The following is a 25,991-nucleotide window of genomic DNA, read 5'->3' as shown; positions in this document are numbered from 1 at the left end:
GCGTCAGCCGCGCAGCTGGCCGACGTCGTTCGACGCCTTCTGCAGCGTCTCGTCGATCGTGCGGATGACCCGCTGGCCCGCCTCGAAGGCGCGCATAGACACGATCATGTCGACCATCGCGCGGGCCGGGTCGGTGCCCGAGCCCTCGAGCACGCCGCTGCGGACGAGCCCCGGCGCGACCTGCCCGGTCGGCGTGCCGGTGAAGAAGCCCTCGCCCGCCTTCTGCGGGTTGGCGAGCTGGACGACCTGGAGGACGGAGGCCGGGATCGTCCCGTCGGGGCCGACCTGCACGGGGCCGCCCTCGCGGCCGAGCACCTGCTCGCCGGTGGCGGTGACGAGCGTGCCGTTCGCGTCGGCGGCGAAGCGGCCGTTGCGCGTGTACTGCACGCCGTTCGGGCCCTGCACCGCGAAGAAGCCCTCGCCGGCGATGCCGAAGTCGAGCGGCTCGTCGGTCGGCCGCAGCGCCTCGGGCGTCCAGTCGGTGACCTGGCGGTCGATCGCGGTGCCCATGCCGAGCGAGCCGATCGTCTGACCGGTCTTCGTGTTCTTGAGGAGCATCTCGTCGAACGTGCGCTGCGTCGCGCGGTCCGACTTGTAGCCCGGCGTCGAGGCGTTCGCGAGGTCGTTGGCCAGGAGGTCCTGGCGCACCTGCTCCGCGAGCATCCCGGAGGCGGCGATGTAGAGACCGCGGTCCATGCTCTGCCAGTCATCGGCTCCGCTGCGGCATCCTTGAACCATGGAGCCCATCCAGGTCAACGCAGTGCTGCTGCGCGGGCTGCTGCCCGACCTGGCGCTGACGACCGGGACGCGGCTGCTCGGCCGCGTGCTCGAGCGCCACGGCGACCACGGGCTGCTGAACCTCGCCGGCGCGGTGCTCGTCGCCGAGCTGCCGCCCGACGTCGAGGCGGGCGCGCGCCTGCGCCTCGCCGTGGCCGACGTCGGCGACAAGGTCGTGCTGCGGGTGCTCGGCGACGCGCCGCAGGCCGCGGCGGCGATGCCGCAGGCCGCGCCGCAGGCGCCGCCCGGCGTGTCGCTGCCGCTGCCCGGTGCGGTGGACGCGCAGGTGCGGATCGACGCCGAGGAGGAGGGCGGCGGGCCGCTCGGCGGCGCGACCAAGGCGGTCACGGTCCGCTACGAGTCGCCGGCGCTGGGCCGCGTGGACGTCCGGCTGGTGCTCGGGCCGCACGGGCTCGTCGCGGGCGTGGGCGCGCCGGCGGGCGTCGCGCTCGAGCTCGCGGGCGAGCACGCCGGCGAGCTGCGCAGCGCGCTGGCGGCCGCGATGGGGACCGCGGTCGACGTCCACGTCGGCCGGCGCGCTGACCGGGTGGACGTGCGTGCCTGACGAGCCCGCGCGCAAGGCGACCGCGCTGCGCTACGACGCCGCGGCGGGCGGCGCGCCGAAGGTGGCGGCGACGGGCCGAGGGCTGATCGCCGACCGGATCGTCGAGGAGGCCGAGAAGGCCGGCGTGCCGGTCCGGCGCGACGCCGCGCTGGCCGAGGCGCTCAACGCGATGCCCGTCGGGCACGAGGTCCCCGAGGAGCTCTGGGCAGCGGTCGCCGAGGCCCTCGCGTGGGCCTACCGGCTGGACGTGCGCGCGCGAGAGCGCGGGATCTGAACCCTCCCCTCCGCGCGCGGAGGGTCGGAAGATCGCGCGTTCTACGCCGGCACGGCCGCGAGCGCCTCGCGCACGCGGGTCCACGCGAACTGCTCGACGCTGACGTCGCCGTCGGGGCTGTAGGCCTCGACCGCGTCGACGAGCGCCTCGAGGCCCCTGGCCGCCGCGGCGTCGTCGGCCGCGCCGGCGTGGCGCACGAGGGGAGCGAGCGTGAACACCAGCCGGTCGCGCAGGCGGACGTCGCCGGTGCGCCGGTACGCCCGCACGAGCACGGCGGGCGACGCGAAGGGAAGCGTGGGATGGGGATCGAGCGAGGACATGAGGGGACGCGACCCGCATCGGCGCCCCTTCGGCCGCACCTCAACTTCCGTCCATCCACATCGAACGAACGTCGAGTCCTGTTTCGGCCGGCCGGCGCCTCAAGGAGGGGCGGGCGGCGCCGACGAACGGGATCGTGGCCCTCCGCTTCATCACCTCCCCCACCGTCGGCGACCCCGCGGCGACGACGAAGGCCGACCCCCTCGATCTCGCGCGGACCGCGCTCGGCGGCAACGACCTCGCCGGCTACCGCGCCGCCGCGGCCGCCACCGACGACCTCCCGGACGCCCACGCGCGCTACGTCGCCCGCCGCACGCTCGTCGAGCTCGGCCTCGCCCACCAGGCCTCCGGCGCGCAGGCCGCCGCCGCGCTGCACGCCGCCGCCGCGGTCGCGGTCGACGCGCTCGCCGACACGCCCGCCGAGCCGGTCCTCCTCAACTACGCCGGCGTCGCCCTCTACGAGCTCGGCGCGCTCAAGGGCGCCGAGGTGCTCTTCCGCGCCAGCCGCGACCTGCGCCCGCAGGACACGCAGGCCGCGACGAACCTGCGCCAGGCCAAGCGCGCTCGCAAGGCCGGCCGCCGCGTCCAGCTGCCGCCGGCGATCGCCCGCGACGTCGCCGCGCTCGAGGGCCGCGCGAAGGCGCTCGCCGCCCGCGCGCGTCCCGCCGCGCCCGGCACGATCTCGCTGTGCATGATCGTCAGGGACGAGGAGCACGTCCTCGAGCGCTGCCTCGCTTCCGCCGCGCCCGTCGTCGACGAGATCGTCGTCGTCGACACCGGCTCGACCGACGGCACCGTCGCGATCGCCGAGCACTTCGGCGCGACGGTCCTGACGCACGAGTGGAACGACGACTTCTCCGAGGCCCGCAACGTCGGCCTCGACGCGGCCACCAGCGACTGGATCCTGTTCCTCGACGCCGACGAGTGGCTCGAGGAGGACGCCGGGCGCAAGCTCGCCGACCTCACCTCGCGCACCTGGGTCGAGGCGTACCGCCTGCCGATCCACAACCGCCACGGGCACGAGGGCGACCAGCGGATCGCCGTCCACGAGGCGATGCGCCTCTTCCGCCGCCGCCCGGAGCGCCGCTTCCTCGGCCGCGTCCACGAGGGCGTCGAGCGCACGATCCCGACCGATGCCCCCGAGCGCGTCGACGTCGGCGACGTCCGCATCGACCACGACGGCTACCTCGAGCGCACGAAGGTCGCCAAGAACAAGGGCGACCGCAACCTCGCGCTGCTGCTGCGCCAGGTCGAGGAGGAGCCGGCGAGCGGCTTCGTCCGCTTCAACCTCGCGACCGAGCACGCCGCGCGCGGCGACCTGCGCGCCGCGGCCGACGAGTTCGAGCACGCGTGGAAGCTCGTCCGCGCCGGCGGCGACCCGCGCCGGCACCCGTTCACCCCGCCGCTGCTGGCGCGCCACGCCGACACGCTGCGCGGGCTCGAGCGCTTCGACGACGCCATCCGGATCGCCGAGGAGGGCCTCAAGCTCTTCCCGGACTTCACCGACCTCGTCTTCGTCCAGGCGCACGTCGCGCAGACGCGCGGGCAGGCCGAGCAGGCCGAGGCGCTGCTGCGCCGCTGCCTCGAGCTCGGCGACGCCCCCGCGCACTACGTCCGCGCCGTCGGCGCCGGCACGTACAGGGCGGCCATCCACCTCGCCGAGCTGCTGCGCCGCCGCGGCGAGGTCGCGACCGCAGAGCAGCTGCTGCGCCAGACCCTGGCCGACCACCCGCAGATCGTCGACGTCGCCGCCGCGCTGGCCGACACGATGCTCACCCGCGGCGCGGCCGCCGAGCAGGTCGTCAACGCCGTCGGCGAGCGCACCGGCGCGCTCGGCGCCGACGTCCGCTTCGCGCTCGCCGGGGCGTTCGACGGCGCCGGCCTCGCCGAGGCGGCCGAGGAGCAGCTGCGCGCCGTGCTCGCCGCCGACGCCGGGAACGACGCCGCGCGCGCCGCGCTGGCCGAGACGCTGCTCGCCCAGTCGCGCTTCGCCGAGGCCGCCGAGGCCGCCGCCGCGGTCGCCGACGACTCCGTCCTGGCGCCGCTGGCCGCCGTCACGCAGGCGTTCGCCGCGATCGTCGAGGCAGACGCCGGCGCCACCGCCGCGGCGATCGACCGCGCCGGCCGCACCGGCGCCCCCGAAGGCGAGGTCGCGCTGCTGCGCGCCTGGGCCGGCCGCGCCGGCCTGACCGATCCGGTCGCCGGCCTTGCGCTCGACACGCGCACGCTGCCGCGGCTGCTGACCTGCATCGAGGCGCTCCTGCGCGTCCAGGCGTTCGACGCGTTCGCCGCGCTGCTGCCGCTCGCCGGCGAGGTCGACGGGCTGCCCGCCCGCGAGCGCCACGAGCTGCTCGCCCGCATCTACCTGCGCCGCGGGTTCCTCGACTCGGCCGCCGAGGAGTGGGCCGCCGCCTGCGACGAGCAGGGCGCGCCCGACGCCCGCGCGCTCACGGGCCTCGCCCGGGTCGCCGCGGCCGGCGGGAACGCCGAGGACGCGCGCGTCTTCGCCGAGGGCGCGCTCGAGCTCGACCCGGGCGCCGAGCAGGCCGCGCAGCTCCTCGCGGCGCTGGCGGCGTAGACGGACGAACGTCGGATGGGCGAGCCCCCGCGCATCACCTTCGAGGTCCCACGTCCGAACAACGGACGTAGGACCATGCCCATCGAGCCCGTTCACAGCTCGCCCGCCGCACCGCCGGCGGCCCCGCCGACGCCCGACACGCTCCCGGTCAAGCGACCCGGGCCGGTCGACGTCGCGCCCACCGAGCAGAAGAGGAAGCCCGACGGGCACGAGCTCACCAACGAGGCACTGCGCGCCGTGCAGACCGCTGCGCGCGCCTACGAGGAGCTACGGCAGATCGACCGCGAGCTGCACTTCGACAAGACCGAGGTCGGAACGCTCAGCATCGAGGTCTACGACGGCAGCGGCCGGCTCATCCGCCGGATCCCGCCGACCGAGGCGCTCGGTCTCGCGATGAAGGAGACGTCGACGTGGCTGGCATGAGCCTCACCGGCATGGCGTCCGGGCTCGACACCGAGTCGATCATCACGCAGCTGATGGCCCTCGAGGCCAAGCCGAAGACGCTGATGCAGACCCAGCAGAAGCAGCTGACGGGTCGCAAGACGGCGTTCGAGGACGTCGCGCGCCAGCTCCGGGCGCTGACGACGGCGGTCCAGGACCTCAAGTCGACGCTCACCTGGGGCTCGGCGCAGAAGGTCACCTCCTCGGACGACACGAAGGTCTCCGCACGGGTCAGCGGCTCGGCCCCGGCCGGCACCGTGACGGTGAACGTCACGCAGCTCGCCCGCTCCGCGCAGAGCACCTACGCCTTCACGCCGAAGGACGGCGTCATGCACATCGAGACCGCCGACATCGACGGGGTCGACCCCGTCAAGGCGGTCGACGTCGACCTCACCGGCGTCACGACCCTGCAGGGCGTCGTCGACAAGATCAACGGCACGTCGAACGTCCCGGTGTTCGCCGGCATCGTCAACGGCAACCTCGTCCTCACCGGCAAGACCGCGGGCGAGGCGATCACGACGAAGTTCAAGAACGCGCCGCTGAACCCGGTCTCGACGGTCACCGCGCAGAACACGGCGTACACGATCAACGGCATCGCGCAGGAGCAGACGACCAAGAGCGTCGTCACCCCCGGCGGCCTGCCCGGCATCGAGCTGACGCTCAAGAGCGTCGGCACCTCGACGCTGACGATCACGCCGCCGAGCGCCGACACGGACAAGGTCAAGGAGAAGCTCAAGGCCTTCGTCACGGCGTACAACGCGTCGATCGACATCGTCCGGACGAAGCTGTCCGAGACGCCGGTCAAGTCGCCGACGACCGACGCGCAGTTCGCGACCGGCCAGCTGCGCAACGACTTCACCCTCTCGAAGCTCCAGTCCGACCTCCGCTCCGCCGTCGGTGGCGCCGACCTCACACCCGGCGTCCTCGACACCCTGGCCGAGCTCGGGATCGCGGTGCCGAAGGCGGCGTCCGACGGCAAGCCGACCGCCGATGCGCTCGCGGGCCACCTCGTCATCGACGACGCGAAGCTCACGGCCGCGCTGGCCAACCCCGATGCCGTCAAGAAGATGCTGGGCGGCAGCGGCGTCGACGGCCTGTCCCAGAAGCTCTCGGCGATCATCGATCCCGTCGGCAAGGCGTCGACCGGCTACCTCGCGCGCAGCCAGGCGGCGGCGGACGCGCAGAGCAAGGACTACGACGACCGCATCGCGGACCTCGACCGCCGGCTGGCCATCCGCGAGACGCGACTCCGGGCCCAGTTCACCGCGCTCGAGACCGCGCTCTCGCAGTCGCAGTCGCAGTCGTCGTGGGTCTCGTCCCAGCTCGGCACGCTGCCGAGCTGGTCGTGATCGACGGACGTCCGATCGGGCTAAGGCGAAACGCCGCAGACCCGATCACCTGAACGCAGTCGCCCTTGCTCCCCGGAGGTCCCCCCTTGGCCACGTACGCCGCTCCGCAGTCCTACCAAGCGAACGACGTCCTCACCGCCCCGCCCGGGCGGCTCGTCGTCCTGCTCTACGACGGGGCCACCCGGTTCCTCCGGCAGGCGGCGGTGGCGATGCGCCACAAGCAGATCGAGCGCAGCAACGGCTCGCTGCAGCGCGGCGAGGCGATCATCGCGGAGCTGCTGTCCACGCTGGACTACGAGAAGGGCGGCGAGATCGCGACGAGCCTGCGCGACCTCTACCACTTCTGCCAGCGCTACCTCAACGAGGCGCGCATCGAGCGCGACGCCGACAAGATCGACCGCGTCGTCGACCTGCTCAGCGAGCTGCGCGACGCATGGGCCCAGATCGACCCGTCGACCGCCGCCGCATGACGCCGGGCGACCCGTACGCGGCGCTCGTCGTCCTCGCCGAGCGCGAGCACGCGATGGTGCTCGACGAGCGCTACGACGAGCTCGCCGCGCTGGCCGCCGAGCGCGACTCCCTCGTGGCCTCGCTGCCCGCCCGGCCGGCGCCCTCGGCCCGCCCCGCGCTGGAGCGTGCGGCGGCGCTGCAGATGGCCACGACGGCCGCTCTCCACGCCGCGCTGCACCAGACGCGCGCCGAGCTCGGCTCCATGGGGAACCGCAGCCGCGCCGTGAAGGCCTACGCCGCCTTCTAGCTCGCTCTCAAGTTCGGCGTAGCGACGCCGATCTACCCGAGCGTCGCCCAGGGATCGGGCGGCGTGAACGGACATGGAGGTCCGGTCAACGACTTCACGTACCTCCATGCCCCTGTTCGACATCACGCACGTCGCCCTCGAGCGGGCCCTCAGCGGCGCATCGCTGCGCCAGAAGGCCCTCGCCGAGAACCTGGCGAACGCGAACGTCCCCGGCTACCAGCGCAAGGACGTCGACTTCCACGGGACGCTCGCGCGGGCCATGGGCGGCGGCGCCGACGCGCTGAAGCGCACCGGCTTCAGCGTCGAGCAGAGCTCCGACGGCGCCGTCCGCACCGACGGCGGGACCGTCGACACCGACCGCGAGGCCACCGCGCTCGCCCAGAACGGGCTCGAGTACGAGGCGCTCGTCTCGATCATGAAGACCCGCGACGCGATCCTGCGCTCCGCGATCGGCGGCCGGTGATGGGCCTCTTCGACGCGATCAACGCCTCGGGCTCGGGCCTCACCGCCGAGCGCCTCCGCATGGACGTCACGGCGGAGAACCTCGCCAACGCGAACTCGACGCGCGGCGCCGACGGCAACCCGTACCGCCGCAAGGAGGTCGTCCTCCAGCAGAGCGACTCCTCGAGCTTCGGCAACGTCCTCAACGCCGCGATGGGCGGCTCCTCGAACCGCCCGGACGGCGGCGTCCAGGTCGCCGGCATCGTCGAGGACCAGAGCGACTTCCGCCTCGTCTACGACCCGGGCCACCCCGACGCCGATGCGCAGGGCTACGTCCGGATGCCGAACGTCAACCCGGTCACGGAGATGGTCGACCTCATCTCGGCCCAGCGCGGCTACGAGGCGAACGTCACCGCCATCCAGGCGGCGAAGTCCATGTTCGGCAAGACCCTGGACATCCTCCGCTGATGCCGGTCGACGCGATCCTCGCGGCCGCCACCGGCCCGGAGTGGAACATCGCCGCGCCGCAGGTCGGCGCGCCCGACGGCGGCATCCCCATCGACGGCGGCGCCGGCGTCGACGGCGCCTCGGGCGTCAGCGGCGGCGGCGGCTTCGGCGGCGTCCTCTCCGACCAGCTCCAGAGCCTCCAGGGCCTCCAGGACGAGGCCGCGGCGCAGAGCCAGGCGCTCGCCACCGGCAAGGCCGAGGACGTCTCGCAGGTCGTGATGTCCGTCGAGCGCGCGCAGCTCGCGATGCAGCTCGCCGCCCAGCTCCGCGACAAGGGCGTCGAGTCCTTCCAGGAGATCTTCCGTACGCAGGTGTAGTCCCCCGCCAGGTTCCCGTTCCCCCGCCCTCCCCCGCAAGTGAGCCAACTCGTCCCCCTCCTCCGCGATTCCTCGCCCCGCGCGAAGATCGGTCTCGTCGCCGGCCTCGTCGGCACGCTCGTCGTGTTCGCCCTGCTCTTCAAGCTCGCCACCGCCCCGAGCTACGAGACGCTGCTGACCGGCGTCGATCCCGCGCAGGCGGGCAAGGTCACGTCCGCGCTCGACGAGCAGGGCGTCAAGTACGAGCTGCAGAACAACGGCACCGCCGTCGCCGTCCTGCCGGCCGACAGCGCGCGCGCCCGCATCGCGCTCGCCGAGCAGGGCCTGCCCGGGAAGGGCCAGCCCGGCTTCGAGCTCTTCGACAAGCAGAAGATGGGCACGAGCGACTTCCAGCAGCAGGTCAACTACCAGCGAGCGCTCGAGGGCGAGATCGCCTCCACGGTCGAGCAGGTCCAGGGCGTCTCCGGCGCCAAGGTCCAGCTCGTCCTGCCCGACGACCAGCTCTTCGCCGAGGACCGCAAGCCCGCCACCGCGGCCGTCCTGCTCAGCGGCGACTCGTCCGCGCTCGACCCCGGCTCGATCCGGGGCATGGCGCAGCTCGTCTCGTCGAGCGTCGAGGGCCTCGCGCTCGACAAGGTCACGATCACCGACGGCAGCGGCCAGCTGCTGTGGCCGAAGGACGGCCAGGACGGCACGAGCGTCGGCGCGACCACGAAGCTCGCGGCCGAGGGCAAGTACAACCAGGACCTCGAGGCGCGCCTCACCGCGCTGCTCGCCGGCACCGTCGGGGCCGACAAGGCCCGCGTGCAGGTCGCCTCGACGCTCAACGTCGACAAGGCGAGCGAGCGCAAGCTGACCTACGACCGCAAGGGCGTGGCGCTCAAGACCACGAAGGAGACCGAGAAGCTGCGCGGCGGCAGCGCCGGCGCGGCCGGCGGCGCCGCCGGCACCGCCTCGAACGTCCCCGGCTACACCGGCGGCGCGAGCGGCTCGGGCAACTCGAACTACAACCGCAAGTCGGGCTCCACCGAGTTCGGCGTCGGCCGCACCGTGCGCGACACGGAGTTCGCGCCGGGCTCGGTCGAGAAGCAGACCGTGGCCGTCGTGCTCGACCAGTCGGTCCCGCCGGCCGTCGCGACGCAGGTGCAGCAGGCCGTCGCCAGCGCGGCCGGCATCGACACGGCGCGCGGCGACAAGATCACCGTCTCGCGCGTGGCGTTCGCCAAGGCGCCGGTGGCGCCGAAGGCCTCCCCGGTCGACACGTTCGCCGGCCCGGCGAAGTACGTCGGCCTCGGGCTCGCGTCGCTGCTCTTCCTCTTCTTCGTGACCCGCGCCATCCGCAAGCGCGAGCGCGAGGCGCTCGGCGAGCCGGTGTGGCTGCGCGAGATCACGGCGCCGCAGCCGCTGGCCGCCCTCGAGGCCGCCGAGGCGAGCACCGCGGTGCTCGCGGCCCGCAAGCAGAACGACGTCAAGCGCCGCGCCGAGGAGCTCGCCTCGCGCGAGCCGCACAAGGTCGCCCAGCAGGTCCGCAGCTGGATGCAGGAGGAGGCGTGAGCGCGCTTCCCGCCGTCATCGGGCAGCAGCCCGGCGCCGAGCTCGTGCAGGTCGAGGAGCTCGACCCGCTCGCGGCGGCCGCCAGCCTGAACGGCCGGCAGAAGGCCGCGACGCTGCTCATCTCGCTCGGCCCCGAGGCCGCCGCCGACATCCTGCAGACGCTGCCGTCCGACGACATCGAGGCGATCTCGCTGGAGATGGCGAAGCTGCGCAGCGTCGACCCGGCGGAGAGCACCGCGGTGCTGACCGAGCTGGTCGCCACCGCGGACGCGATGGAGATGTACGCCGAGGGCGGCGTCGCCTTCGCGCGCGAAGCGCTGGAGCGCGCGCTCGGCCCCGAGGGCGCCGCGGAGATCATCGCCCGCCTGTCGGCGACGATGGAGCGCCGCCCGTTCGAGTTCCTGCGCAAGACGCCGCCGGAGCAGATCATCGCCTTCCTCTCGAACGAGTCGCCGCAGACCGTCGCGCTCGTCATCGCGAACTTGCACACGACGCTCGCGGCGCAGGTGCTGTCCGAGCTCGAGCCCGAGACCCAGGCCGACGTCGCCGCGCGCGTCGCGGGCATGGCGGAGCTGAGCCCGGAGGTCGTCGCCGTCGTCGAGCGCGTCATCAAGGCGAAGGTCTCGAGCGTCATGACGCAGGAGTACGCGGCGTCGGGCGGCGTGAAGTCGCTGGCCGAGATCCTCAACCACACGGATCGCCCGACCGAGCGCAACATCCTCGACCGGCTCGCCGAGACGAACGCCGATCTCGCCGAGCAGATCCGCCTCCTGCTCTTCACGTTCGAGGACATCGTCAAGCTCGACGACCGCCACGTGCAGCTCGTGCTCCGCGAGGTCGACCAGAAGGACCTCGCGCTCGCGCTGCGCGGCGTCCCGGGCGACGTCAAGGAGAAGGTGCTCCAGAACATGTCCCAGCGCGGCGCGGAGATGCTGCGCGAGGAGATGGAGTACCAGCCACCGCAGCGCCGCGTCGTCGTCGAGGAGGCGCAGGGCCGCATCGTGTCGATCATCCGTCGCCTCGAGGAGAGCGGGGAGCTCGTGCTCGGCCGCGCCGCGGGCGAGGACGAGGTCGTCTAGTGGCGAGCGCGACGTTCGAGTTCACGCCCCTCACGCCGGATCCGGACGCGTTGCCGGCCGCGCCGGGCGTGCGCCTGCAGCAGGCGGCCGACGTGCTCGAGACCGCACGCCGCGAGGCCGACGGGATCCGCGACGCCGCGCGGCAGGAGGGCTACACCGCCGGCTTCAACGCGGGCATGGCCGCGGCCGACGAGCGCGTCGCGCCGGCGATGGCCGCGCTGGAGGCCGCCGCGGCGGCGCTGGGCGAGGAGCGGCTGAAGGCCGCCGAGGTCGTCGAGCGCAGCGCGGTCGAGCTGGCGCTGGCGATCGCCGAGAAGGCGCTGGGCGCCGCGATCGAGGCGCGTCCCGAGCTGGTCATCGACGTCGTCCGCGGAGGGCTGCGGCGGCTCATCGAGCGCGACCGCGTCCTCGTGCTCGTCCACCCCGAGGACCTCGAGGTCGTCCGCTCCGCGGCACCCTCCCTGCAGGCGCAGCTCGGCGGCATCGGCGAGCTCGACGTGCAGGCCGAGCGGCGCGTCGGCCGCGGCGGCGCGATCGTGCACACCGCTGCCGGCGAGGTCGACGGGCGGCTGGAGACGCAGCTCGAGCGTGCCCGCGAGACGCTGCTGGAGGCGCTGAGCGAGGGCGACGCGTGAGCCTTGCGACGCTCGAGCACGCCACCGCCGCGCTGGAGAGCGCGGACCTGCACCAGCGCCACGGGCGCGTCCGCAACCTGATCGGCCTCGTCGTCGAGGCCACCGGCCTGCAGGCGCAGATCGGCGAGCTCTGCCACATCGAGGTCGGATCCCCCACCGGCCGCCGCGGCTCGCGCGAGCCCATCCCCGCCGAGGTCGTCGGCTTCCGCGACGGCGCGACGCTGCTCATGCCGCTCGGCGCCTTGGAGGGCATCGGGCCGGGGTCGTCGGTGACCGCCACCGGGCGCGAGCTGCGCGTCGAGGTCGGCGACGCCGCTCTCGGCCGCGTGCTGGACGGGCTCGGCCGGCCGATGGACGGCAAGGGCCCGCTGGAGAACACCGAGCGCCGCCCGACGACCGCCTCGCCGCCGGACCCGCTGTCGCGCCCGCGGATCACGGAGCGCATCACGCTCGGCGTCCGCGCGCTGGATGCGCTCGTCCCCTGCGGCCGCGGCCAGCGCCTCGGCATCTTCGCCGGCTCCGGCGTCGGCAAGTCGTCGCTGCTGGGCATGATCGCCCGCTCGACGTCGGCGACCGTCAACGTCATCGCCCTGGTCGGCGAGCGCGGCCGCGAGGTCCTCGAGTTCCTCGAGCGCGACCTCGGCGACGCGCTGCAGCACTCGGTCGTCATCTGCGCGACGTCCGACCAGCCGGCGCTCGTGCGCCTGAAGGCGGCGTTCACCGCGACCGCCGTCGCCGAGCACTTCCGCGACAGCGGCCACGACGTCGTCCTGATGATGGACTCGGTCACGCGCTTCGCGATGGCGCAGCGCGAGGTCGGCCTCGCGGTCGGCGAGCCGCCGACGACCCGCGGCTACACGCCGTCGGTGTTCGCGAAGCTCCCGGAGCTGCTCGAGCGCTCGGGTACCTCGCCGAACGGGTCGATCACCGCGCTCTACACCGTGCTCGTCGACGGCGACGACATGAACGAGCCGGTCGCCGACGCCGTCCGCTCCATCCTCGACGGCCACGTCGTCCTCACGCGCGAGCTCGCGCACAAGGCGCACTACCCGGCCATCGACGTGCTCCAGTCGATCTCGCGCCTGCAGTCGGAGATCCTCACGCCGGAGCTGCAGCGTGCCGGCCAGATCGTCCGCGAGCTCATGTCCGCGTACCGCGACAAGGAGGACCTGATCGCGATCGGCGCCTACCAGCACGGCACCGACCCGGTCGTCGACCAGGCGATCGCCCTCCGCGACGCGATCCAGTCCTTCCTCCGCCAGCGCGCCGAGGACGGCTCCTCCACCGGAGAGGCCGACCAGCTCCTCCTCCAGCTCGCCGGCGTCGCGGCCCCGCCCGCAACAACGGGTTCAGGCACCGTGCGTGCATCGGAGGGGTCTGACCCCATGCATGCGTCCGGTGACGGGCCCGAGCTCGCCGCGGTCCTCGAGCCCGACATGCCGTCCACGCCGAGCGCGATCCCGCCGCTCGGCCTGTCCCTGCCGAGCTGATGGCGCGCGACTTCAAGTTCCGCCTCGAGCCCGTCCGCCAGCTGCGCGAGCGCGCGGAGGACGGCGCGAAGGAGGACCTCGCCGCCGCGATGGCCGAGCGCCAGCGCGTCTCGTCGGCGCGCGCGGCCGCCGAGGACCGCCTGCTCGGGGCGCGCGACGCGAAGCGCGGTGCGGCCGGAGCGGCGATGAACGCCGCCGCGATGCTCGCGCACCAGGCCTTCCTCGAGCGCACCGAGCGCGAGGCGCAGGCCGCCGAGCTCGACCTCCAGCGCCAGGACGCCGAGGTCGGCGCCCGCCGCGCCGCGCTCGAGCACGCCGCCCGCGAGCGGCAGGTCCTCGAGAAGCTGCGCGACAAGCAGCAGCGCGCCCACCGCGACGCCGCCCAGCGCGCCGAGGCCGCGATGCTCGACGACCTCGCGACGAGCGGCCACCGCCGGAGGCAGCGCCCGTGAGCGTCGAGGCCATCGGCACGCGGATCGCGGAGATCCAGGCGAAGATGGACGCGCTGCTCGGCACGCCGGTAGCCGCGCCGCAGGGCTTCGACACGGCGCTCGCCTCCGCGTCCGCCGGCTCCGGCCTGACCGCCGGCGTCTCGGCGCCCGTCGCGACCGCGGCGTCGACGGGCGGCCCGTCCGGCTCCGTCCCCTTCAACGCCGAGATCGAGGCCGCCGCCGCGAGACACGGGCTCGACCCCGCGCTGCTCAAGGCGCTCATCAAGCAGGAGTCCGGCTTCAACCCGAACGCCCGCAGCAGCGCCGGCGCCATGGGCCTCACGCAGCTCATGCCCGCGACGGCCGCGTCGCTCGGCGTCACCAACCCGCTCGATCCCGCCCGGGCGATCGAGGGCGGCGCGAAGTACCTCAAGCAGCAGCTCGACCGCTTCGGCGGCGATCCGGCGAAGGCGCTGGCCGCGTACAACGCCGGCCCCGGCGCCGTCGAGCGCTTCGGCGGCGTCCCGCCCTACGGCGAGACGCAGGAGTACGTCCGCAAGGTCATGGGCTATGCGGAACAGCTGCGGGCGCAGGGCTCGACCGGAGCCGCGACCCTCTCGTCGCCGCTCGCGACGAGCCCGGCCCAGTTCGGGATCGTCTAGCCGGCCCACCAGTCGCGCTTGCCCTCGACGTCCTCACGCGGGGACTCGCCGAGGTTGGGCGCGCCGATGACGAGCATCTCGAGGCCCTCCGGCCCGGCCTCGTAGCCGCGCCACGTCCCGGGCGGGACGCGCACCGCGTCCCACGCCTTCAGCTCGACGATCTCGTCGTCGAGCTTCATCCGCCCGCTGCCGCCCAAGACCACGTACACCTCCTCCTGCTCACGGTGCGTGTGGCCGTAGGGGAAGCGGTAGCCGGGCGGGATGCGCTGGTAGCCGAGGCCGGATCGCTCGAGCCCGAGCGCCACGGTCGCCAACCGGAACTCGAGGTCCGGCGCGCCGTCGAAGTTGTGTCCGACGTCCTCCAGGTCCGCCTTGAGGTTCCTGAGCGTGAACGGCACGCCCGCGATCCTACGGTGCGCTAGCGGCGGCGAGTCGTCGACGAAGTCCGCTTCTTCGTCGACCGCTTCTTCTTCTTCGACGTCCTCTTCTTCTTCTTCGACGTCGCCTTCTTCTTCGTCGACGTCTTCTTCTTGGTGGACGAGGTCGTCTTCTTCGCGGACGAGGACGTCTTCTTCTTCGCCGTCGCCTTGACCACGCCGCCGAAGGCCTTCGGGATCGGCAGGCCGACCCTGACGACGCGGGCGTACGTGGGAGCGGCGGGCGCGGCGACCCGGAAGACGAGGACGAGCCGGGACTTGCCCTTCAGGGACCTCTTCTCGGCCTCGTCGAGGACGATCGGGAAGACGAGCGTCTTGCCCTTCTTGACGCGGGCGACGTTGACGCCGTGGCGGAGCTTGCCGCCGCGGAAGGAGCCGATGACGCCGCAGGCGCCCTTCGACTTCTTCGAGCAGCTGAAGGAGATGTTGAGCAGTCCGGCGGCGGAGATGCGCGCCTTGCTGATGCGGGCGGCGTACCGCGTCTTCGTGCTCGTCTTCGGCTTGGCGGTGCCGGGCTTCGGGGGCTCGGGGGCGCCGAAGGCGGCGCTCGGGGCCTCGGTCGCGCCGGCGATGTTCGAGGCGCGGACGATGACGCGCAGCGGCACCTTCAGCTTGCCGTTGGACACGTCCTCGGGCTTCAGGACGTAGCTGGACTTCTCGGCGTCCGGGATGTCCTCGCACTTGAGGCCCTTCTCGTCGCACGACTGCCAGCGCGTCTCGTACTTCAGCGGCGTCGAGCCGGACCACTTGCCGGGCGTCGAGAGCATCGTCACGCCCGCGCGCAGCGTCCCCTTGGCGGAGACCGTTGGCGGTGCGGTGCTCACGGGCGCGGCCGCGTCGATCGCCTCGGTCGTCGCGCTGACGGCGGTCGCCTTGCCGCCCGCGTTCGCCGCGGTGACGGAGATGCGGATGAACTTGCCGACGTCGGTCGTGGTCAGCGTGTACTTGTCGCGGCTGGCGCCGGTGATGCGCGTGCAGCTCGTCGCTCCGGGCTGCGTGCAGCGCTCCCACTGGTACGTGTAGGCGATCGGCGCGCTGCCGGTCCACGACCCGAGGCTGGCCTGCAGCGTCGCGCCGTCGCGTGCCGGGCCGCCCGTCACGACGGGGAGCGCCGTGCTCTCCGGCGTGACCGCGGGAACGGCCGTCGTCGGGGTGCTGTCGCTCGTGACCGTGCCGCCGACGTTCGCGGCGGTGACGAGCACGCGCACGCGCTTGCCCACGTCGCCCTCGGTCAGCCGGTACTCCTGGCCGTTCGCGCCCGGCACGTCGACGCACGCCGACGTGGTGGAGCCGACGCAGCGCTGCCACTGCGTCGTGACCTGCATCGGGGTACTGCCGCTGAAGGCGGGCGGAACCGACTTCAGCCGCGCGCCGACCTTCGCGGCGCCGTCGAGCATGGCGATCGTCGTGCGCGCACTCGAGCTCGGCGCCAGCGGCGCGACGACCGCCGTCGGCTCGGAGTCGGCGAAGATGGTCGTCGCCGAGTTGCGCGCGGTCACGCGGGCGCGGACGCGCTTGCCGACGTCGGCCGAGGAGAGCGTGTACGAGGTGGTCGTCGCATCCGGGATGACCGCGCAGTTCGCGCCGGCCGTGTCGCAGCGGACCCACGTCGTCGACAGCTGGATCGGCTGCGCGCCCTTCCACGTGCCCTGCAGCGCGGTGAGCTTCGAGCCGTCGCGCACGGCGCCCGTCACGGTGACGGTCGGCTGGGCGACGACGGACGGCGGCTCGGGCAGCACCGCGGGTGTCGGCTCGGAGGTCGCGACGCGGACGTCGACGGCGTTCGTCGCGGTGACCTTCACGACGACGCGCTTGCCGACGTCGTCCTTCGTCAGCCGGTACGCCGGGTAGTTCGCGCCGCTGATGTCGGTGCAGCTCAGCATGAGCTGATCGCAGCGCTGCCAGCGGTACGCGTAGTCGATCGGCATCGCGCCGGTCCACGTCCCGGAGCTCGCGGTCAGCAGCGTCGTGTCGGCGATCAGGCCGCCCGCGGTTATCTCCGGCGGCGCCCCCACCGTCGGCGGGTCGTCGGAGACGATCGGCGTCTGCGCCGACAGCACGGCGACCGACCCGACGGCGTTCTCCATCGTCACGCGCACACGCACGGTCCAGCCGTCGTCGTCCATCGTGAGCCGGTAGGAGACCTGCGTCGCGTCGGGGATGTCGATGCAGTTGTCGCCCGCGGTGTCGCAGCGCAGCCACTGGTAGGTCGCGTACAGGTCGGGCGTGCCGGCCCAGGTGCCCCTCGTCGCGGTGATGAGCTTCGTCACGGCGACCGGCCCGGTGATCTCCGGCGGCGTCAAGTTCACCGGCGCGCCGGCGCGGATCGGGTCGGTCGGCGCCGAGGTCACCGAGGAGGTGCCGCCGATGTTCGTCTGGAACACCTGGATGCGCAGCGTGAGGCCGACGTCCTCCGGGGCGAGCTGGTAGGTCGACGAGGTCTGGCCGTCGATCGCGCCGCAGTTCTCGCCCGCGGCGTCGCAGCGCCACCATTGGTACGCCGTCACGAACGGCACCAGGCCGATCCACTCGCCGTCGAGCGCGCGCAGCTCCGACCCGTCCTTCGTGTCGCCGAGGATCGACGGCGCCACGGTGTTCGCGGGCGGGTTCGTCAGAACGGTGCCGGTCGCCAGCGACGTCGCCGCCGTCGCGCCGGCGCCGTTGACGGCGGTGACGGTCGCGCGCACGGTGAAGCCGACCTGGTCGGTGGTGAGGCGGAAGGTCGACTCGGTCGCGCCGGGGATCGCGATGCACTGCGAGCCCGAGGTCTCGCAGCGCAGCCACTGGTACGCGAACGTCATCGGCGTCGAGCCAGTCCACGCGCCGTCGGTGACGGTCAGCACGCGGCCGTCCTTGAGGCCGGTGTTCGGCGAGACGGACGGCAGGATCGTGTTGACCGGCAGCGCCTCCTTGACGACGCCGGTCGCAGCGGAGGTCTTCGTGACGGTCCCGGAGCTGTTCGTCGCCGTGACGACGACGCGCATCGTGAAGCCGCGGTCGGCCCCGGAGAGGACGCGGGTGGCGCCGGTCGCGCCCGCGACCGCGGCGCAGCTGTTGCCGCCCGAGTCGCAGTGCTGCCACTGGTAGGTGAAGGCGAGCGGCCGCGTGCCGCCGAACCCGGAGGTGTCGGGCGCCAGCGTCTGGCCTTCGACCGCGGCGCCGGTGATCGTCAGCGAGCCCGGAGCGGTCGGCGGCGTCACGCCGATGATCGCCGTCGGATCGCTCGTCGCCGCACCGCCGCCCGCGACGTTGGTCGCGCCCACGCGCACGCGCACGCGTGAGCCCACGTCGAGCGAGGTCAGCGCGTACGACGCGCTCGTCGCGCCGGCGATCGAGACGCAGGTCAGCGTGACCGCGTCGCAACGCTCCCACTGGTAGGTGAGCGTGATCGGCGCGGTGCCCGACCACGTGCCGACCGCGGCCAGCGGCTGACCGTCGACCGCGTTGCCCGAGACGGTGATCCCGTTGTCGGCGCTCGGCGGCGCCGCGGCGACGGTCGCGGACGGGAGGCTCTGGACCTTCGTCGTGCCCTGGCCGTTCGCGGCGGTCAGCTCGAGCCGCACGGTGCGCCCCACGTCGGCGCTCGTCAGCTGGTAGGTCGGGTCGACGGCGCCGCTGATCGGCGAGCACTGCATGCCGTTCGTCCCGCAGCGAACCCACTGGCGGTTGTAGGTCAGCGGCGCGGTGCCGGCCCACGTGCCGAGGTTCGACGAGTAGACCTGCCCGTCGCGCACGAGCGGCGCGGTGATGTCGGGCAGGACGAGGTTGACGGGCGCGCCCGCGGTGATCGTCGCGGTCGGGTTCGACCAGGAGGACGTGTCGCCGCCGGCGTTCGTCGCCGTCACCGCGAGGCGGATCGTCATGCCGACGTCCTCGGGCTGGAGGCGGTAGCTCGTCTGCGTCGCGCCGTCGATCGTGGTGCAGGTGCTGCCGCTGCAGCGGTTCCACTGGTACGCGTACGTGATGACGGGCGTGCCCTTCCACGTGCCCGTGGTGCCCGAGAGGACCTGGCCCTCGCGGGTCGTGCCGCTCACCGCCGGGATGACCGTCGCACTCGGGAGCGCGGGCTGGATCACGGCGGTCTGCGGCGTGGTGAGGACGGTGCTGCCGTCGGGGTTCGTCGCCGTCGTCTCGACGCGGAAGGTGGAGCCGACGTCCGCCGCGGTGAGCACCAGCGTGGTCCCGGCGCTCGTCGTCGCGGCGCAGCTCGCGCCGGCCGAGTCGCACTTGTACCAGCGGCGCGTGTAGGAGATCGTCGGCGTGCCGGTCCAGGTGCCGGCCGAGACGACCAGCGTGCCGCCGTCGACGTTCGACCCGCTGATCGCCGGAGCGACGGTCGCGGTTGGCGGCGCCTTCGGGGCGATGACCGCCGTGACGACCGAGGTGCCGGTGGCCGAGCCCTTCTGGTTCGTGCCGGTGACGACGACGCGGATCGTGCCGCCGACGTCGGCCGCCTGCAGCGTGTAGGTCAGGTTGGTCGCGGCGGGGATGAGCGAGCAGTTCGCGCCGGAGCTGTCGCAGCGCTCCCACTGTCGCGTGTACGTGATGGGCGTCGTCCCGGTCCACGAGCCGACGACCGCGTTCGTGAGCGTCTGGCCCTCGCGCACCGTGCCCGTGATCGTGGGAGGGGACGAGTTCGCGGGCGCGACCGCGTCGACCACCGCCGTCGGCGCGCTCAGCACCGTCGTGGAGCCGTCCGTGTTCGACGCAGTCGTCGAGACGCGGATCGTCGAGCCGACGTCGGCGCTGGTCAGCGTGTACGCGGGCGAGGTGGCGGTGAGCGGGACGCAGTTCACCCCGTCGGCGTCGCAGCGCTGCCAGCGGCGGGTGTAGGCGATCGGCGTGACGCCCGTCCACGTGCCGTTGTCGACGGAGAGCGCCTGGGCGTCGCGGGCGAGGCCCGTGATCGCGGGCAGGACGGCGTTGACCGGCGGCGACTTCGGCGCCACGACCGGCGACGCCGCGGAGGTCGAGCTGGCGCTGCCGTCGACGTTCGTCGCGGTGACGATCACCCTGACCGTCCCACCGACCTCGGCATCGGTCAGCGTGTAGGTCGACCCGCTGGCGCCGAGGATCGTCGTGCAGTTCGAGACGCCGTCGACGTCGCAGCGCTCCCAGCGGCGGGTGTAGCCGATCGGCGCGGTGCCCGTCCAGGTGCCGTTCGTCGTGGTCAGCGTCTGCCCGGACCGGGCCGTGCCGCTGATCGCCGGCACCGCCGTCGCGGACGGCACGACGGCATGGGCGGTCGCCGCCGGCACCAGCAGGGCGGCGAGCGTGACGAGCAGCAGGATGGATCGCGGGGGCGCGAGGCGCATCGCATCCGTCATCGACCGGGATCCGGAGAACCTGCGCGCTCGCGTACGTGAGGCAGCCGAACATCGGACGAACGGCGGATCTCCGTCGAACGGACGTCCAGACGTGGACGGCTTCGCGTTCAAGCCGGCGGCCCGGGACCCGATCACTGGAGCCGAACCGCCATGACCACACGCATCGCTGCACCCACAGCGCCGACGGCCGCCACGGACTGGCCGCCCGGAGGCGCCCGCGGAGCTGCTCCACCCGGAGCATCCGCGTTCGCTCTGCTTCTCCAGAGCGATCGGGCCCGGACCGCCACTGCGGAAGGCCCTCGCAACGACTCGCCGCGCGACACGCACGGCGCCGACGTCCGCGACGTCGCTCGCCAGCGGGCGAACGACGGCAACGACCACGGCGCGCAGGTCCGCGAGGTCGCCCGCAAGGACCGCGGCGACGACGCCGTGCAGCAGCCGGCGGACGACGCCCCGGCGACGCCCGGGGCCGACGCCCCGGCGACCGAGCCGGCCGCGCCGGCCGAGCAGCCGCAGGCTCCCGCGGTCGACCCGGCGCTCTCGTCGCCCGTCGCCGCGACACCCGAGAACCTGACGCCGGCGCCGCTCAGCGACGCCGTGCCGCCCGTCGTGCCCGCGCAGGCCCCGGCCGAGGCGACCGCCGCGGCCACCGAGGTGCCCGCGCAGGCGCCGGCCGTCACCGCGACCGACGTCCCGGCGACGACCGCGACGGACGAGCAGCCGGCCACGCCGGCGCAGCCCGCCGCCGACGGCACCGACGTGCCCGCCGATCAGAACGCCGGCGCCGACGACGCCGCGACGCACACCAACAACGGCCGCCGCAGCGACGCCTGGGCCGACCGGCACGGCGACCGCCGCAACGACGTGACGCCCGCCACCCCGGCCACGCCGGGCAAGGACGGCACGCCCGCGACGCCCGCCACCCCGGCGAGCCCGGCGCTCGAGCATCGCGCCGAGCGCGCCGCCGCGCCGACCCCGGCCACCGCGCCGGCCGATGCGACCGCGTCCGCTCCGGCGGCGTCCGCCCCGGCGGCTCCGGCCACTCCGGCCGGCCCCGCCACCCCGGCGCACGCCGCCAACGGCACGACGCCGGCCACGCCCGCCGCTCCGGCCACTCCGGCCGCCGCTGCGCGCGCCGCGGTGCCGACGCAGCACGTGGTCCGCACCGTCGAGGCCGGCCTGCACGTCGCCGTCCGCGAGGGCGTCACGCGTGCGCGCCTGCACCTCAACCCCGCCGAGCTCGGCGCGGTCGAGCTGCACCTGCGCCATCACGCGGGCGGCCTGTCGGCCCGCCTGGTCGCCGAGTCCCCCGAGGCGCTCCAGGCCCTGCACACCCGGCTGGACGACCTGCGCAAGTCGCTCGAGGACGCGGGCATCAGCCTGCTCGGCCTCGACGTCGGGACGCGCGGCGAGGAGCAGCGCTCCTTCGCCCAGTCGGCGAACGGGTTCGGCGCGAGCCGCTCCAACCGCGGCAACGGCCGCTCGAACGGCTCCGGCGACGCCGACGAGGTGGTCGTCGAGGCCCCGGCCGTGCGCAGCCGTGTCCCGCTGCCGAACGGCGGCGGCGTCCTGGACGTGATCGCCTGATGTCGGCGATCAACCCCACGGACCTGCTGAACGCCACGGCGATCGGCAACGCCACGAGCCCGAAGAAGGCCTCGCCGGACCTCGGCAAGGACGACTTCCTCAAGCTCATGGTCGGCCAGCTCAAGAACCAGGACCCGCTCAACCCCATGGAGGACAAGGACTTCATGGGCCAGATGGCGCAGATGTCCTCGCTCGAGCAGCTGACCAACATGGCGAAGACGATGGAGTCCGAGCGGGCGTTCCAGCTCATCGGGCGCGACGTCACCTTCACGGATCCGAAGACCGGCGCCGTCGGCACCGGCACGGTGGCGAAGGTCGTCATCGAGGCCGGCAAGCCGACGCTCGTCGTCGGTGAGACCGAGGGGATCGACCCCTCGACCGTCACGGAGGTCAAGTAGTGACCCATCTCGTCGACCCGCTGCTCGTCCCCGGCGCCAAGGCGCCCGGAGCAGTCGAGCGTCCCGTCGCGCCGGCGTCCGCGCCGCGCACGCCGGGAGCGCCGGGGTTCGGCGACGTCCTCGCCGAGCGCACCGCCGGCGTCCAGTTCTCCGGTCACGCGTTGCAGCGCATCCAGCGCCGCAACATCGACCTCGGCCCCCAGACGCTCCTCCGCCTCCAGGAGGGCGTCAGCCGGGCCGCTGCCAAGGGCGGCCGCGAGTCCGTCGTCTTCGTCGACGGCACCGCGTTCGTCGTGTCAGTCCGCAACAAGACCGTCATCACGGCGGTCGATCCCGCGCACATGCGCGACCACGTCTTCACCAACATCGACAGCGCCGTCATCGCCTAGGGCGAGCGCGCGTAACCCGTCCCGACTTAAGGAGAGAACCCCCGTGCTCCGAGGCATGTACTCCGCGATCAGCGGTCTGAAGATGCACCAGGCGATGCTCGACGTCACCGCGAACGACATCGCCAACGTGAACACCATCGGCTACAAGGGCAGCCGCACGACGTTCACGGACCAGCTCGCCCAGCTCCAGAGCGCCCCCTCGGCGCCGGGCGTCGGCGGCGGCGGCCGCAACCCGGGCCAGATCGGCCTCGGCGTGCAGTTCGGCTCGATCGACAACCTCATGAGCGGCGGCGCGCTGCAGGCGACGAGCAACACGCTCGACCTCGCCGTGCAGGGCGACGGCTGGTTCCGCGTGACCACGACCGGCCCGGCCGACCTGACGTCGCCCGCGGGCGCGCCGGCGACGGCCGAGGGCTTCACCCGCGCGGGCAACTTCACCCGCAACTCGGCCGGCTTCCTGGTGACGCAGAGCGGCGCCTACCTGCTCGGCAAGGAGACCTCCGACGCCGGTGCGCCGGACGTCTACCTGATGATCCCGGACGGCGCGTCGAACATGACGATCGGCTCGAACGGCCAGGTCACCTACATCCCGGCGGGCGGCGGCGACCGCGTCACGGCCGGCTTCCTCACGCTGGCGAAGTTCGCCAACGAGGGCGGCCTCGAGCGCGCGTCGACGAACCTCTGGCGCGTCTCGCCGGCGTCGGGTCCCGAGACCCCCGTCGGCGGCGGCGTCCCCGGCACGGTCGGCCTCGGCGCCGTCGTCTCCGGCGTCGTCGAGATGTCGAACGTGGACCTCGCCACGGAGTTCACCGAGCTCATCTCCGCGCAGCGCGGCTTCCAGGCCAACTCGCGAGTGATCTCGACCGCGGACGAGATGCTCCAGGACCTGGTCAACCTGAAGCGGTAATCGTCCGATGATCGAGCTGCATCGCCTCGGGCGCGATCAGGCGCCGTTCCTCCTGAACCCCGACCTCATCGTGACCGTCGAGGCGACCCCCGACACCGTCGTGCACCTCACGACAGGCACGAACCTCGTCGTGGCCGAGCGTCCCGACGAGGTCATGGCCGAGGTCCGCCACTGGCGGCGCAGCCTGTTCCCCATCCACGCAACGTCCATCCCCACGTGATCACATGAAGGCCGTCTCAGCAGTCGGCATCGGGCTCGGCGTCGGAGCCATCATCCTGGCCATCTTCATGGAGGGCGGTTCCCCTGCATCCATGATCAACGTCCCGGCCGCGCTCATCGTGCTCGGTGGCACGCTCGGGGCCACGATGGCCTCCACGTCCATGGAGCAGATGAAGGCCATCCCGACGCTCTACAAGACCGCGATGAGCACCGAGCCGCCCGACTACCGGGCGGAGCTCGATCGCATCGTCTCGTTCGCCGAGAAGGCACGCCGCGAGGGCCTCCTCGCGCTCGACGCCGAGGTCGGCGAGATCGACGACGACTTCGTCCGCAAGGGCATGCAGCTCGTCGTCGACGGCACCGACCCGGATCTCGTCCGCGAGATCCTGGAGGCCGAGCTCGAGGGCATGTCGGAGCGGCACAGGAAGTCGGTCGCCCCGTTCGTGCAGGCCGGCGGCTTCGGCCCCACCCTCGGCGTGCTCGGCACCGTCGCGTCGCTCGTGCACGTGCTCGAGAACCTCGACAAGCCCGAGACGCTGGGCCACTCCATCGCGGGCGCGTTCATCGCGACGCTGTACGGCGTCGGCTCCGCCAACCTCTTCTACTACCCCGTCGCCAACCGGCTGAAGTTGCTCTCCCAGCAGGAGGAGCAGGTCAAGACGATGGTCCTCGAGGGCATCCTCGCCGTCCAGGCGGGCGAGAACCCGCGGCTCATCTCCGACCGCCTCATGACGTTCATCCCGCCCGCGGAGCGCGGCGGCTCGAGCGACGGCGCCGGCGCGGCCGCCGCCGAGGACGGCCCGGCGCTGGCGGAGGCCGCGTAGCGCCATGGCCTCGACCAAGGGAGGCAAGCCGAGCCGCCGTCGCAAGAAGGGCGGCCACGAGGAGGAGCACGTCGACGAGCGCTGGCTTCTGACCTACGCCGACATGATCACGCTGCTGATGGCCCTGTTCATCGTCATGTGGTCGATGTCCGTGGTCAACAGCGGCAAGTTCGACGCGCTCGCCGTCTCCCTGCGCGAGGCCTTCTCGGGCAAGATCCTTCCTGGCGGGGAGCAGATCATGCATCCCGGCCCGGCGCAGTCCAGCGCCGCCCGTCCGGCGGCCGAGCCGCCGATCCCGCAGATCAAGCCCGCGCAGGACACCGCGCAGGGCGACGGGACGCGGTCGGACGCCGCCGACAAGGAGGTCGAGGACCTCGAGAAGCTGAAGAAGGAGATCGACGCCTGGGCGGAGCAGCACGGGCTGTCGAAGGAGGTCCAGAGCGAGGTCGAGCGCCGCGGCCTGGTCGTGCGCGTGCTCACGGACCGCGTGCTGTTCGACTCGGGCAGCGCGGACCTCAAGTCATCGGCTGGACCTTTGCTGGACGCAGTGGCGAGGTTGCTCAAGACCCAGGTCCGGAACCCGATCACTGTCGAAGGCAACACCGACAACGTCCCGGTCAGCGGACGGTTCCCGACGAACTGGGAGCTCTCCACGGCCCGCGCCACCGCCGTCGTCCGAGATCTGATCGGGCGTGGCGTGTGGGCCGGCCGGCTGGCAGCCACGGGATACGCCGCCGAGCATCCGATCGCGACGAACGCGACGGACGCAGGCCGCCGGCGCAACCGGCGGGTCGAGCTCGTCGTACTGAGACAGCACCAGAACTGATGGCCATGGAGGCCGAGGCAGTGCCCCAGGAAGGGACCGACAAGTGAAGGGCAAGATGAAGTTCATCCTGCCTCTCGTGGCGCTCATCGTGCTGGGAGGGGTCTACAAGACCGTGCTCGCCAAGCCGCCGGCGAAGGTCAAGGCGAAGGTGGAGGGCCAGGTCTACGTCCTGCCCAAGGAGTTCCTCCTCAACCTGGCCGAGAACCGGTACGCCAAGCTCACGGTCGCCCTGGTCCTGCCCGAGCACGAGCCGATCGTGGCCGAGGCCGGCCACGCGGGCGCCGAGCCGCCCGAGGGCTTCGGCACCCTGCCCCAGGAGGCCATCGTCCGCGGGCTCGTCACCGACACCCTCACCGGCGTCAAGGCCGAGAAGCTCGTCGAGCCCGAGGGGCGCGAGCAGCTGAAGGAGAAGCTGCTCAGGAAGATCCAGAAGTACAGCGACGTCCACGCCGAGCACGTCCTCTTCACGGACGTGGCCGTTCAGTGACACGAGGAACCGACCATGCATGAGCACGAGGAGATCGAGCTGGCCCCGCTGGACGGCACCGTCGCCGGTGCCGGCATCGCGGACGCCGCCACCGACCTGACGCGGCTGCACGACGTCCCCGTCGAGCTGACCGTAGAGATCGGCCGGACGCGGATGACGATCGGGGAGACGCTGGCCCTCGGGCCCGGCGCGATCGTGTCGCTGAACCGGCTGGCCGGCGAGCCCGTCGACCTCCTCGTCAACGGCACGCCGATCGCTCGCGGCGAGGTCGTCGTCATCGACGAGGAGTTCGGCCTCCGCATCACCGAGGTCGGCGCGGGCATCGCCCGCGGGCTGGGCGATGCGATGGCTGCCTGAGCGGGCGGCCTAAAGAACCTCGAACACCCGTCGAACAACGGGGGGACTCCACGGAGTC

General features: G+C 73.2%; 29 protein-coding genes. 25 read left to right on the top strand and 4 right to left on the bottom strand.

Annotated elements, in window-relative coordinates:
* Positions 1-3: 3 nt before the first annotated feature.
* Positions 4-696, bottom strand: coding sequence for a flagellar hook-basal body protein (locus tag AC1UE4_RS21655; RefSeq protein ID WP_482919410.1), 693 nt, complete (start codon positions 694-696; stop codon positions 4-6).
* 40 nt (positions 697-736) lie between these two features.
* On the opposite strand from AC1UE4_RS21655, the gene AC1UE4_RS21650 reads away from it, so the two are divergent.
* The gene (locus AC1UE4_RS21650; protein ID WP_482919409.1) at positions 737-1,342 is read left to right on the top strand and encodes a hypothetical protein; all 606 of its coding nucleotides are present in this window, start codon (positions 737-739) and stop codon (positions 1,340-1,342) included.
* Positions 1,335-1,616 carry an EscU/YscU/HrcU family type III secretion system export apparatus switch protein gene (locus tag AC1UE4_RS21645; RefSeq protein ID WP_482919408.1) on the top strand — a complete coding sequence of 94 codons (282 nt, stop codon included), beginning with the start codon at positions 1,335-1,337 and terminating at the stop codon, positions 1,614-1,616. The genes AC1UE4_RS21650 and AC1UE4_RS21645 overlap by 8 nt, the downstream gene beginning before the upstream one ends.
* A gap of 41 nt (positions 1,617-1,657) precedes the next feature.
* Here the strand turns inward: AC1UE4_RS21645 and AC1UE4_RS21640 are convergent, their stop codons facing one another.
* Complete coding sequence (locus AC1UE4_RS21640) at positions 1,658-1,936, bottom strand: hypothetical protein (RefSeq protein WP_482919407.1); 279 nt, start codon at positions 1,934-1,936, stop codon at positions 1,658-1,660.
* A 134-nt stretch (positions 1,937-2,070) separates the two neighbouring features.
* Here AC1UE4_RS21640 and AC1UE4_RS21635 point away from each other — a divergent pair, with 134 nt between their 5' ends.
* From AC1UE4_RS21635 to AC1UE4_RS21570, 14 genes are all read left to right on the top strand, one after another.
* Positions 2,071-4,512, top strand: a complete 2,442-nt coding sequence (locus AC1UE4_RS21635; RefSeq protein WP_482919406.1) for a tetratricopeptide repeat-containing glycosyltransferase family 2 protein — start codon at positions 2,071-2,073, stop codon at positions 4,510-4,512.
* A 75-nt stretch (positions 4,513-4,587) separates the two neighbouring features.
* The gene (locus AC1UE4_RS21630) at positions 4,588-4,935 is read left to right on the top strand and encodes a FlaG family protein (RefSeq protein WP_482919405.1); all 348 of its coding nucleotides are present in this window, start codon (positions 4,588-4,590) and stop codon (positions 4,933-4,935) included.
* A complete protein-coding gene (gene fliD, locus AC1UE4_RS21625) occupies positions 4,932-6,302 on the top strand; it encodes a flagellar filament capping protein FliD (protein WP_482919404.1) in 1,371 nt (456 codons plus the stop codon). The genes AC1UE4_RS21630 and fliD overlap by 4 nt, the downstream gene beginning before the upstream one ends.
* An 86-nt stretch (positions 6,303-6,388) precedes the next feature.
* Positions 6,389-6,772, top strand: coding sequence for a flagellar export chaperone FliS (fliS, locus tag AC1UE4_RS21620; protein ID WP_482919403.1), 384 nt, complete (start codon positions 6,389-6,391; stop codon positions 6,770-6,772).
* Positions 6,736-7,059 (top strand): flagellar protein FliT, encoded by a 324-nt coding sequence (gene fliT, locus AC1UE4_RS21615; RefSeq protein WP_482919402.1) that lies wholly within the window; start codon positions 6,736-6,738, stop codon positions 7,057-7,059. Before fliS ends, fliT begins: the two co-directional genes overlap by 37 nt.
* 106 nt (positions 7,060-7,165) lie before the next feature.
* The gene (gene flgB, locus AC1UE4_RS21610) at positions 7,166-7,522 is read left to right on the top strand and encodes a flagellar basal body rod protein FlgB (RefSeq protein WP_482919401.1); all 357 of its coding nucleotides are present in this window, start codon (positions 7,166-7,168) and stop codon (positions 7,520-7,522) included.
* Positions 7,522-7,968 carry a flagellar basal body rod protein FlgC gene (flgC, locus tag AC1UE4_RS21605; RefSeq protein WP_482919400.1) on the top strand — a complete coding sequence of 149 codons (447 nt, stop codon included), beginning with the start codon at positions 7,522-7,524 and terminating at the stop codon, positions 7,966-7,968. The genes flgB and flgC overlap by 1 nt, the downstream gene beginning before the upstream one ends.
* Entirely contained in the window at positions 7,968-8,324 is a 357-nt protein-coding gene (gene fliE, locus AC1UE4_RS21600; protein ID WP_482919399.1) for a flagellar hook-basal body complex protein FliE, read from the top strand. The genes flgC and fliE overlap by 1 nt, the downstream gene beginning before the upstream one ends.
* Positions 8,325-8,363: 39 nt before the next feature.
* Positions 8,364-9,878: a flagellar basal-body MS-ring/collar protein FliF gene (fliF, locus tag AC1UE4_RS21595; RefSeq protein WP_482919398.1), complete on the top strand. Its 1,515-nt coding sequence runs from the start codon at positions 8,364-8,366 to the stop codon at positions 9,876-9,878.
* Complete coding sequence (gene fliG / locus AC1UE4_RS21590) at positions 9,875-10,957, top strand: flagellar motor switch protein FliG (RefSeq protein ID WP_482919397.1); 1,083 nt, start codon at positions 9,875-9,877, stop codon at positions 10,955-10,957. Before fliF ends, fliG begins: the two co-directional genes overlap by 4 nt.
* The gene (locus AC1UE4_RS21585; protein ID WP_482919396.1) at positions 10,957-11,592 is read left to right on the top strand and encodes a FliH/SctL family protein; all 636 of its coding nucleotides are present in this window, start codon (positions 10,957-10,959) and stop codon (positions 11,590-11,592) included. The genes fliG and AC1UE4_RS21585 overlap by 1 nt, the downstream gene beginning before the upstream one ends.
* Positions 11,589-13,082, top strand: coding sequence for a FliI/YscN family ATPase (locus AC1UE4_RS21580; RefSeq protein ID WP_482919395.1), 1,494 nt, complete (start codon positions 11,589-11,591; stop codon positions 13,080-13,082). The genes AC1UE4_RS21585 and AC1UE4_RS21580 overlap by 4 nt, the downstream gene beginning before the upstream one ends.
* On the top strand, positions 13,082-13,534 hold the full coding sequence (fliJ, locus tag AC1UE4_RS21575; protein ID WP_482919394.1) for a flagellar export protein FliJ: 453 nt from the start codon (positions 13,082-13,084) through the stop codon (positions 13,532-13,534). The genes AC1UE4_RS21580 and fliJ overlap by 1 nt, the downstream gene beginning before the upstream one ends.
* On the top strand, positions 13,531-14,175 hold the full coding sequence (locus AC1UE4_RS21570; protein WP_482919393.1) for a lytic transglycosylase domain-containing protein: 645 nt from the start codon (positions 13,531-13,533) through the stop codon (positions 14,173-14,175). Before fliJ ends, AC1UE4_RS21570 begins: the two co-directional genes overlap by 4 nt.
* Here AC1UE4_RS21570 and AC1UE4_RS21565 read toward each other — a convergent pair.
* Together AC1UE4_RS21565 and AC1UE4_RS21560 are read right to left on the bottom strand one after the other, a co-directional pair.
* The gene (locus AC1UE4_RS21565; RefSeq protein WP_482919392.1) at positions 14,172-14,573 is read right to left on the bottom strand and encodes a cupin domain-containing protein; all 402 of its coding nucleotides are present in this window, start codon (positions 14,571-14,573) and stop codon (positions 14,172-14,174) included. The genes AC1UE4_RS21570 and AC1UE4_RS21565 overlap by 4 nt on opposite strands.
* Positions 14,574-14,593: 20 nt before the next feature.
* A complete protein-coding gene (locus AC1UE4_RS21560; protein WP_482919391.1) occupies positions 14,594-19,927 on the bottom strand; it encodes a hypothetical protein in 5,334 nt (1,777 codons plus the stop codon).
* A 162-nt stretch (positions 19,928-20,089) separates the two neighbouring features.
* On the opposite strand from AC1UE4_RS21560, the gene AC1UE4_RS21555 reads away from it, so the two are divergent.
* The 9 genes from AC1UE4_RS21555 to fliN are packed head-to-tail and all read left to right on the top strand — an operon-like array spanning position 20,090 to position 25,933.
* Positions 20,090-21,526 carry a flagellar hook-length control protein FliK gene (locus tag AC1UE4_RS21555; RefSeq protein ID WP_482919390.1) on the top strand — a complete coding sequence of 479 codons (1,437 nt, stop codon included), beginning with the start codon at positions 20,090-20,092 and terminating at the stop codon, positions 21,524-21,526.
* Complete coding sequence (locus AC1UE4_RS21550) at positions 21,526-21,924, top strand: flagellar hook capping FlgD N-terminal domain-containing protein (RefSeq protein WP_482919389.1); 399 nt, start codon at positions 21,526-21,528, stop codon at positions 21,922-21,924. The genes AC1UE4_RS21555 and AC1UE4_RS21550 overlap by 1 nt, the downstream gene beginning before the upstream one ends.
* Positions 21,924-22,313 (top strand): TIGR02530 family flagellar biosynthesis protein, encoded by a 390-nt coding sequence (locus AC1UE4_RS21545; RefSeq protein ID WP_482919388.1) that lies wholly within the window; start codon positions 21,924-21,926, stop codon positions 22,311-22,313. The genes AC1UE4_RS21550 and AC1UE4_RS21545 overlap by 1 nt, the downstream gene beginning before the upstream one ends.
* A 43-nt stretch (positions 22,314-22,356) precedes the next feature.
* Complete coding sequence (locus AC1UE4_RS21540) at positions 22,357-23,220, top strand: flagellar hook-basal body complex protein (RefSeq protein ID WP_482919387.1); 864 nt, start codon at positions 22,357-22,359, stop codon at positions 23,218-23,220.
* A 7-nt stretch (positions 23,221-23,227) separates the two neighbouring features.
* Positions 23,228-23,440: a flagellar FlbD family protein gene (locus AC1UE4_RS21535; protein ID WP_482919386.1), complete on the top strand. Its 213-nt coding sequence runs from the start codon at positions 23,228-23,230 to the stop codon at positions 23,438-23,440.
* A 4-nt stretch (positions 23,441-23,444) separates the two neighbouring features.
* A complete protein-coding gene (locus tag AC1UE4_RS21530) occupies positions 23,445-24,263 on the top strand; it encodes a flagellar motor protein (RefSeq protein ID WP_482919385.1) in 819 nt (272 codons plus the stop codon).
* Between the two features lie 4 nt (positions 24,264-24,267).
* Entirely contained in the window at positions 24,268-25,089 is an 822-nt protein-coding gene (locus AC1UE4_RS21525) for a flagellar motor protein MotB (protein WP_482919384.1), read from the top strand.
* A gap of 43 nt (positions 25,090-25,132) precedes the next feature.
* Positions 25,133-25,576 (top strand): flagellar basal body-associated FliL family protein, encoded by a 444-nt coding sequence (locus AC1UE4_RS21520; protein ID WP_482919383.1) that lies wholly within the window; start codon positions 25,133-25,135, stop codon positions 25,574-25,576.
* Between the two features lie 15 nt (positions 25,577-25,591).
* Complete coding sequence (fliN, locus tag AC1UE4_RS21515) at positions 25,592-25,933, top strand: flagellar motor switch protein FliN (protein WP_482919382.1); 342 nt, start codon at positions 25,592-25,594, stop codon at positions 25,931-25,933.
* Positions 25,934-25,991: the final 58 nt, after the last annotated feature.

Source organism: Parviterribacter kavangonensis, assembly GCF_056863335.1.
Note: the sequence above shows the minus strand (reverse complement) of the source record. Positions and strands in the feature narration are given on the sequence as shown.

Coding starts and splice junctions, on each gene's coding strand:
- AC1UE4_RS21655 (WP_482919410.1), bottom strand. CDS start 696: ATGGACCGCGGTCTCTACATCGCCGCCTCCGGGATGCTCGCGGAGCAG.
- AC1UE4_RS21650 (WP_482919409.1), top strand. CDS start 737: ATGGAGCCCATCCAGGTCAACGCAGTGCTGCTGCGCGGGCTGCTGCCC.
- AC1UE4_RS21640 (WP_482919407.1), bottom strand. CDS start 1,936: ATGTCCTCGCTCGATCCCCATCCCACGCTTCCCTTCGCGTCGCCCGCC.
- AC1UE4_RS21630 (WP_482919405.1), top strand. CDS start 4,588: ATGCCCATCGAGCCCGTTCACAGCTCGCCCGCCGCACCGCCGGCGGCC.
- fliD (WP_482919404.1), top strand. CDS start 4,932: ATGAGCCTCACCGGCATGGCGTCCGGGCTCGACACCGAGTCGATCATC.
- fliT (WP_482919402.1), top strand. CDS start 6,736: ATGGGCCCAGATCGACCCGTCGACCGCCGCCGCATGACGCCGGGCGAC.
- flgB (WP_482919401.1), top strand. CDS start 7,166: ATGCCCCTGTTCGACATCACGCACGTCGCCCTCGAGCGGGCCCTCAGC.
- flgC (WP_482919400.1), top strand. CDS start 7,522: ATGGGCCTCTTCGACGCGATCAACGCCTCGGGCTCGGGCCTCACCGCC.
- fliE (WP_482919399.1), top strand. CDS start 7,968: ATGCCGGTCGACGCGATCCTCGCGGCCGCCACCGGCCCGGAGTGGAAC.
- fliJ (WP_482919394.1), top strand. CDS start 13,082: ATGGCGCGCGACTTCAAGTTCCGCCTCGAGCCCGTCCGCCAGCTGCGC.
- AC1UE4_RS21560 (WP_482919391.1), bottom strand. CDS start 19,927: ATGCGCCTCGCGCCCCCGCGATCCATCCTGCTGCTCGTCACGCTCGCC.
- AC1UE4_RS21555 (WP_482919390.1), top strand. CDS start 20,090: ATGACCACACGCATCGCTGCACCCACAGCGCCGACGGCCGCCACGGAC.
- AC1UE4_RS21550 (WP_482919389.1), top strand. CDS start 21,526: ATGTCGGCGATCAACCCCACGGACCTGCTGAACGCCACGGCGATCGGC.
- AC1UE4_RS21535 (WP_482919386.1), top strand. CDS start 23,228: ATGATCGAGCTGCATCGCCTCGGGCGCGATCAGGCGCCGTTCCTCCTG.
- AC1UE4_RS21530 (WP_482919385.1), top strand. CDS start 23,445: ATGAAGGCCGTCTCAGCAGTCGGCATCGGGCTCGGCGTCGGAGCCATC.
- AC1UE4_RS21525 (WP_482919384.1), top strand. CDS start 24,268: ATGGCCTCGACCAAGGGAGGCAAGCCGAGCCGCCGTCGCAAGAAGGGC.
- fliN (WP_482919382.1), top strand. CDS start 25,592: ATGCATGAGCACGAGGAGATCGAGCTGGCCCCGCTGGACGGCACCGTC.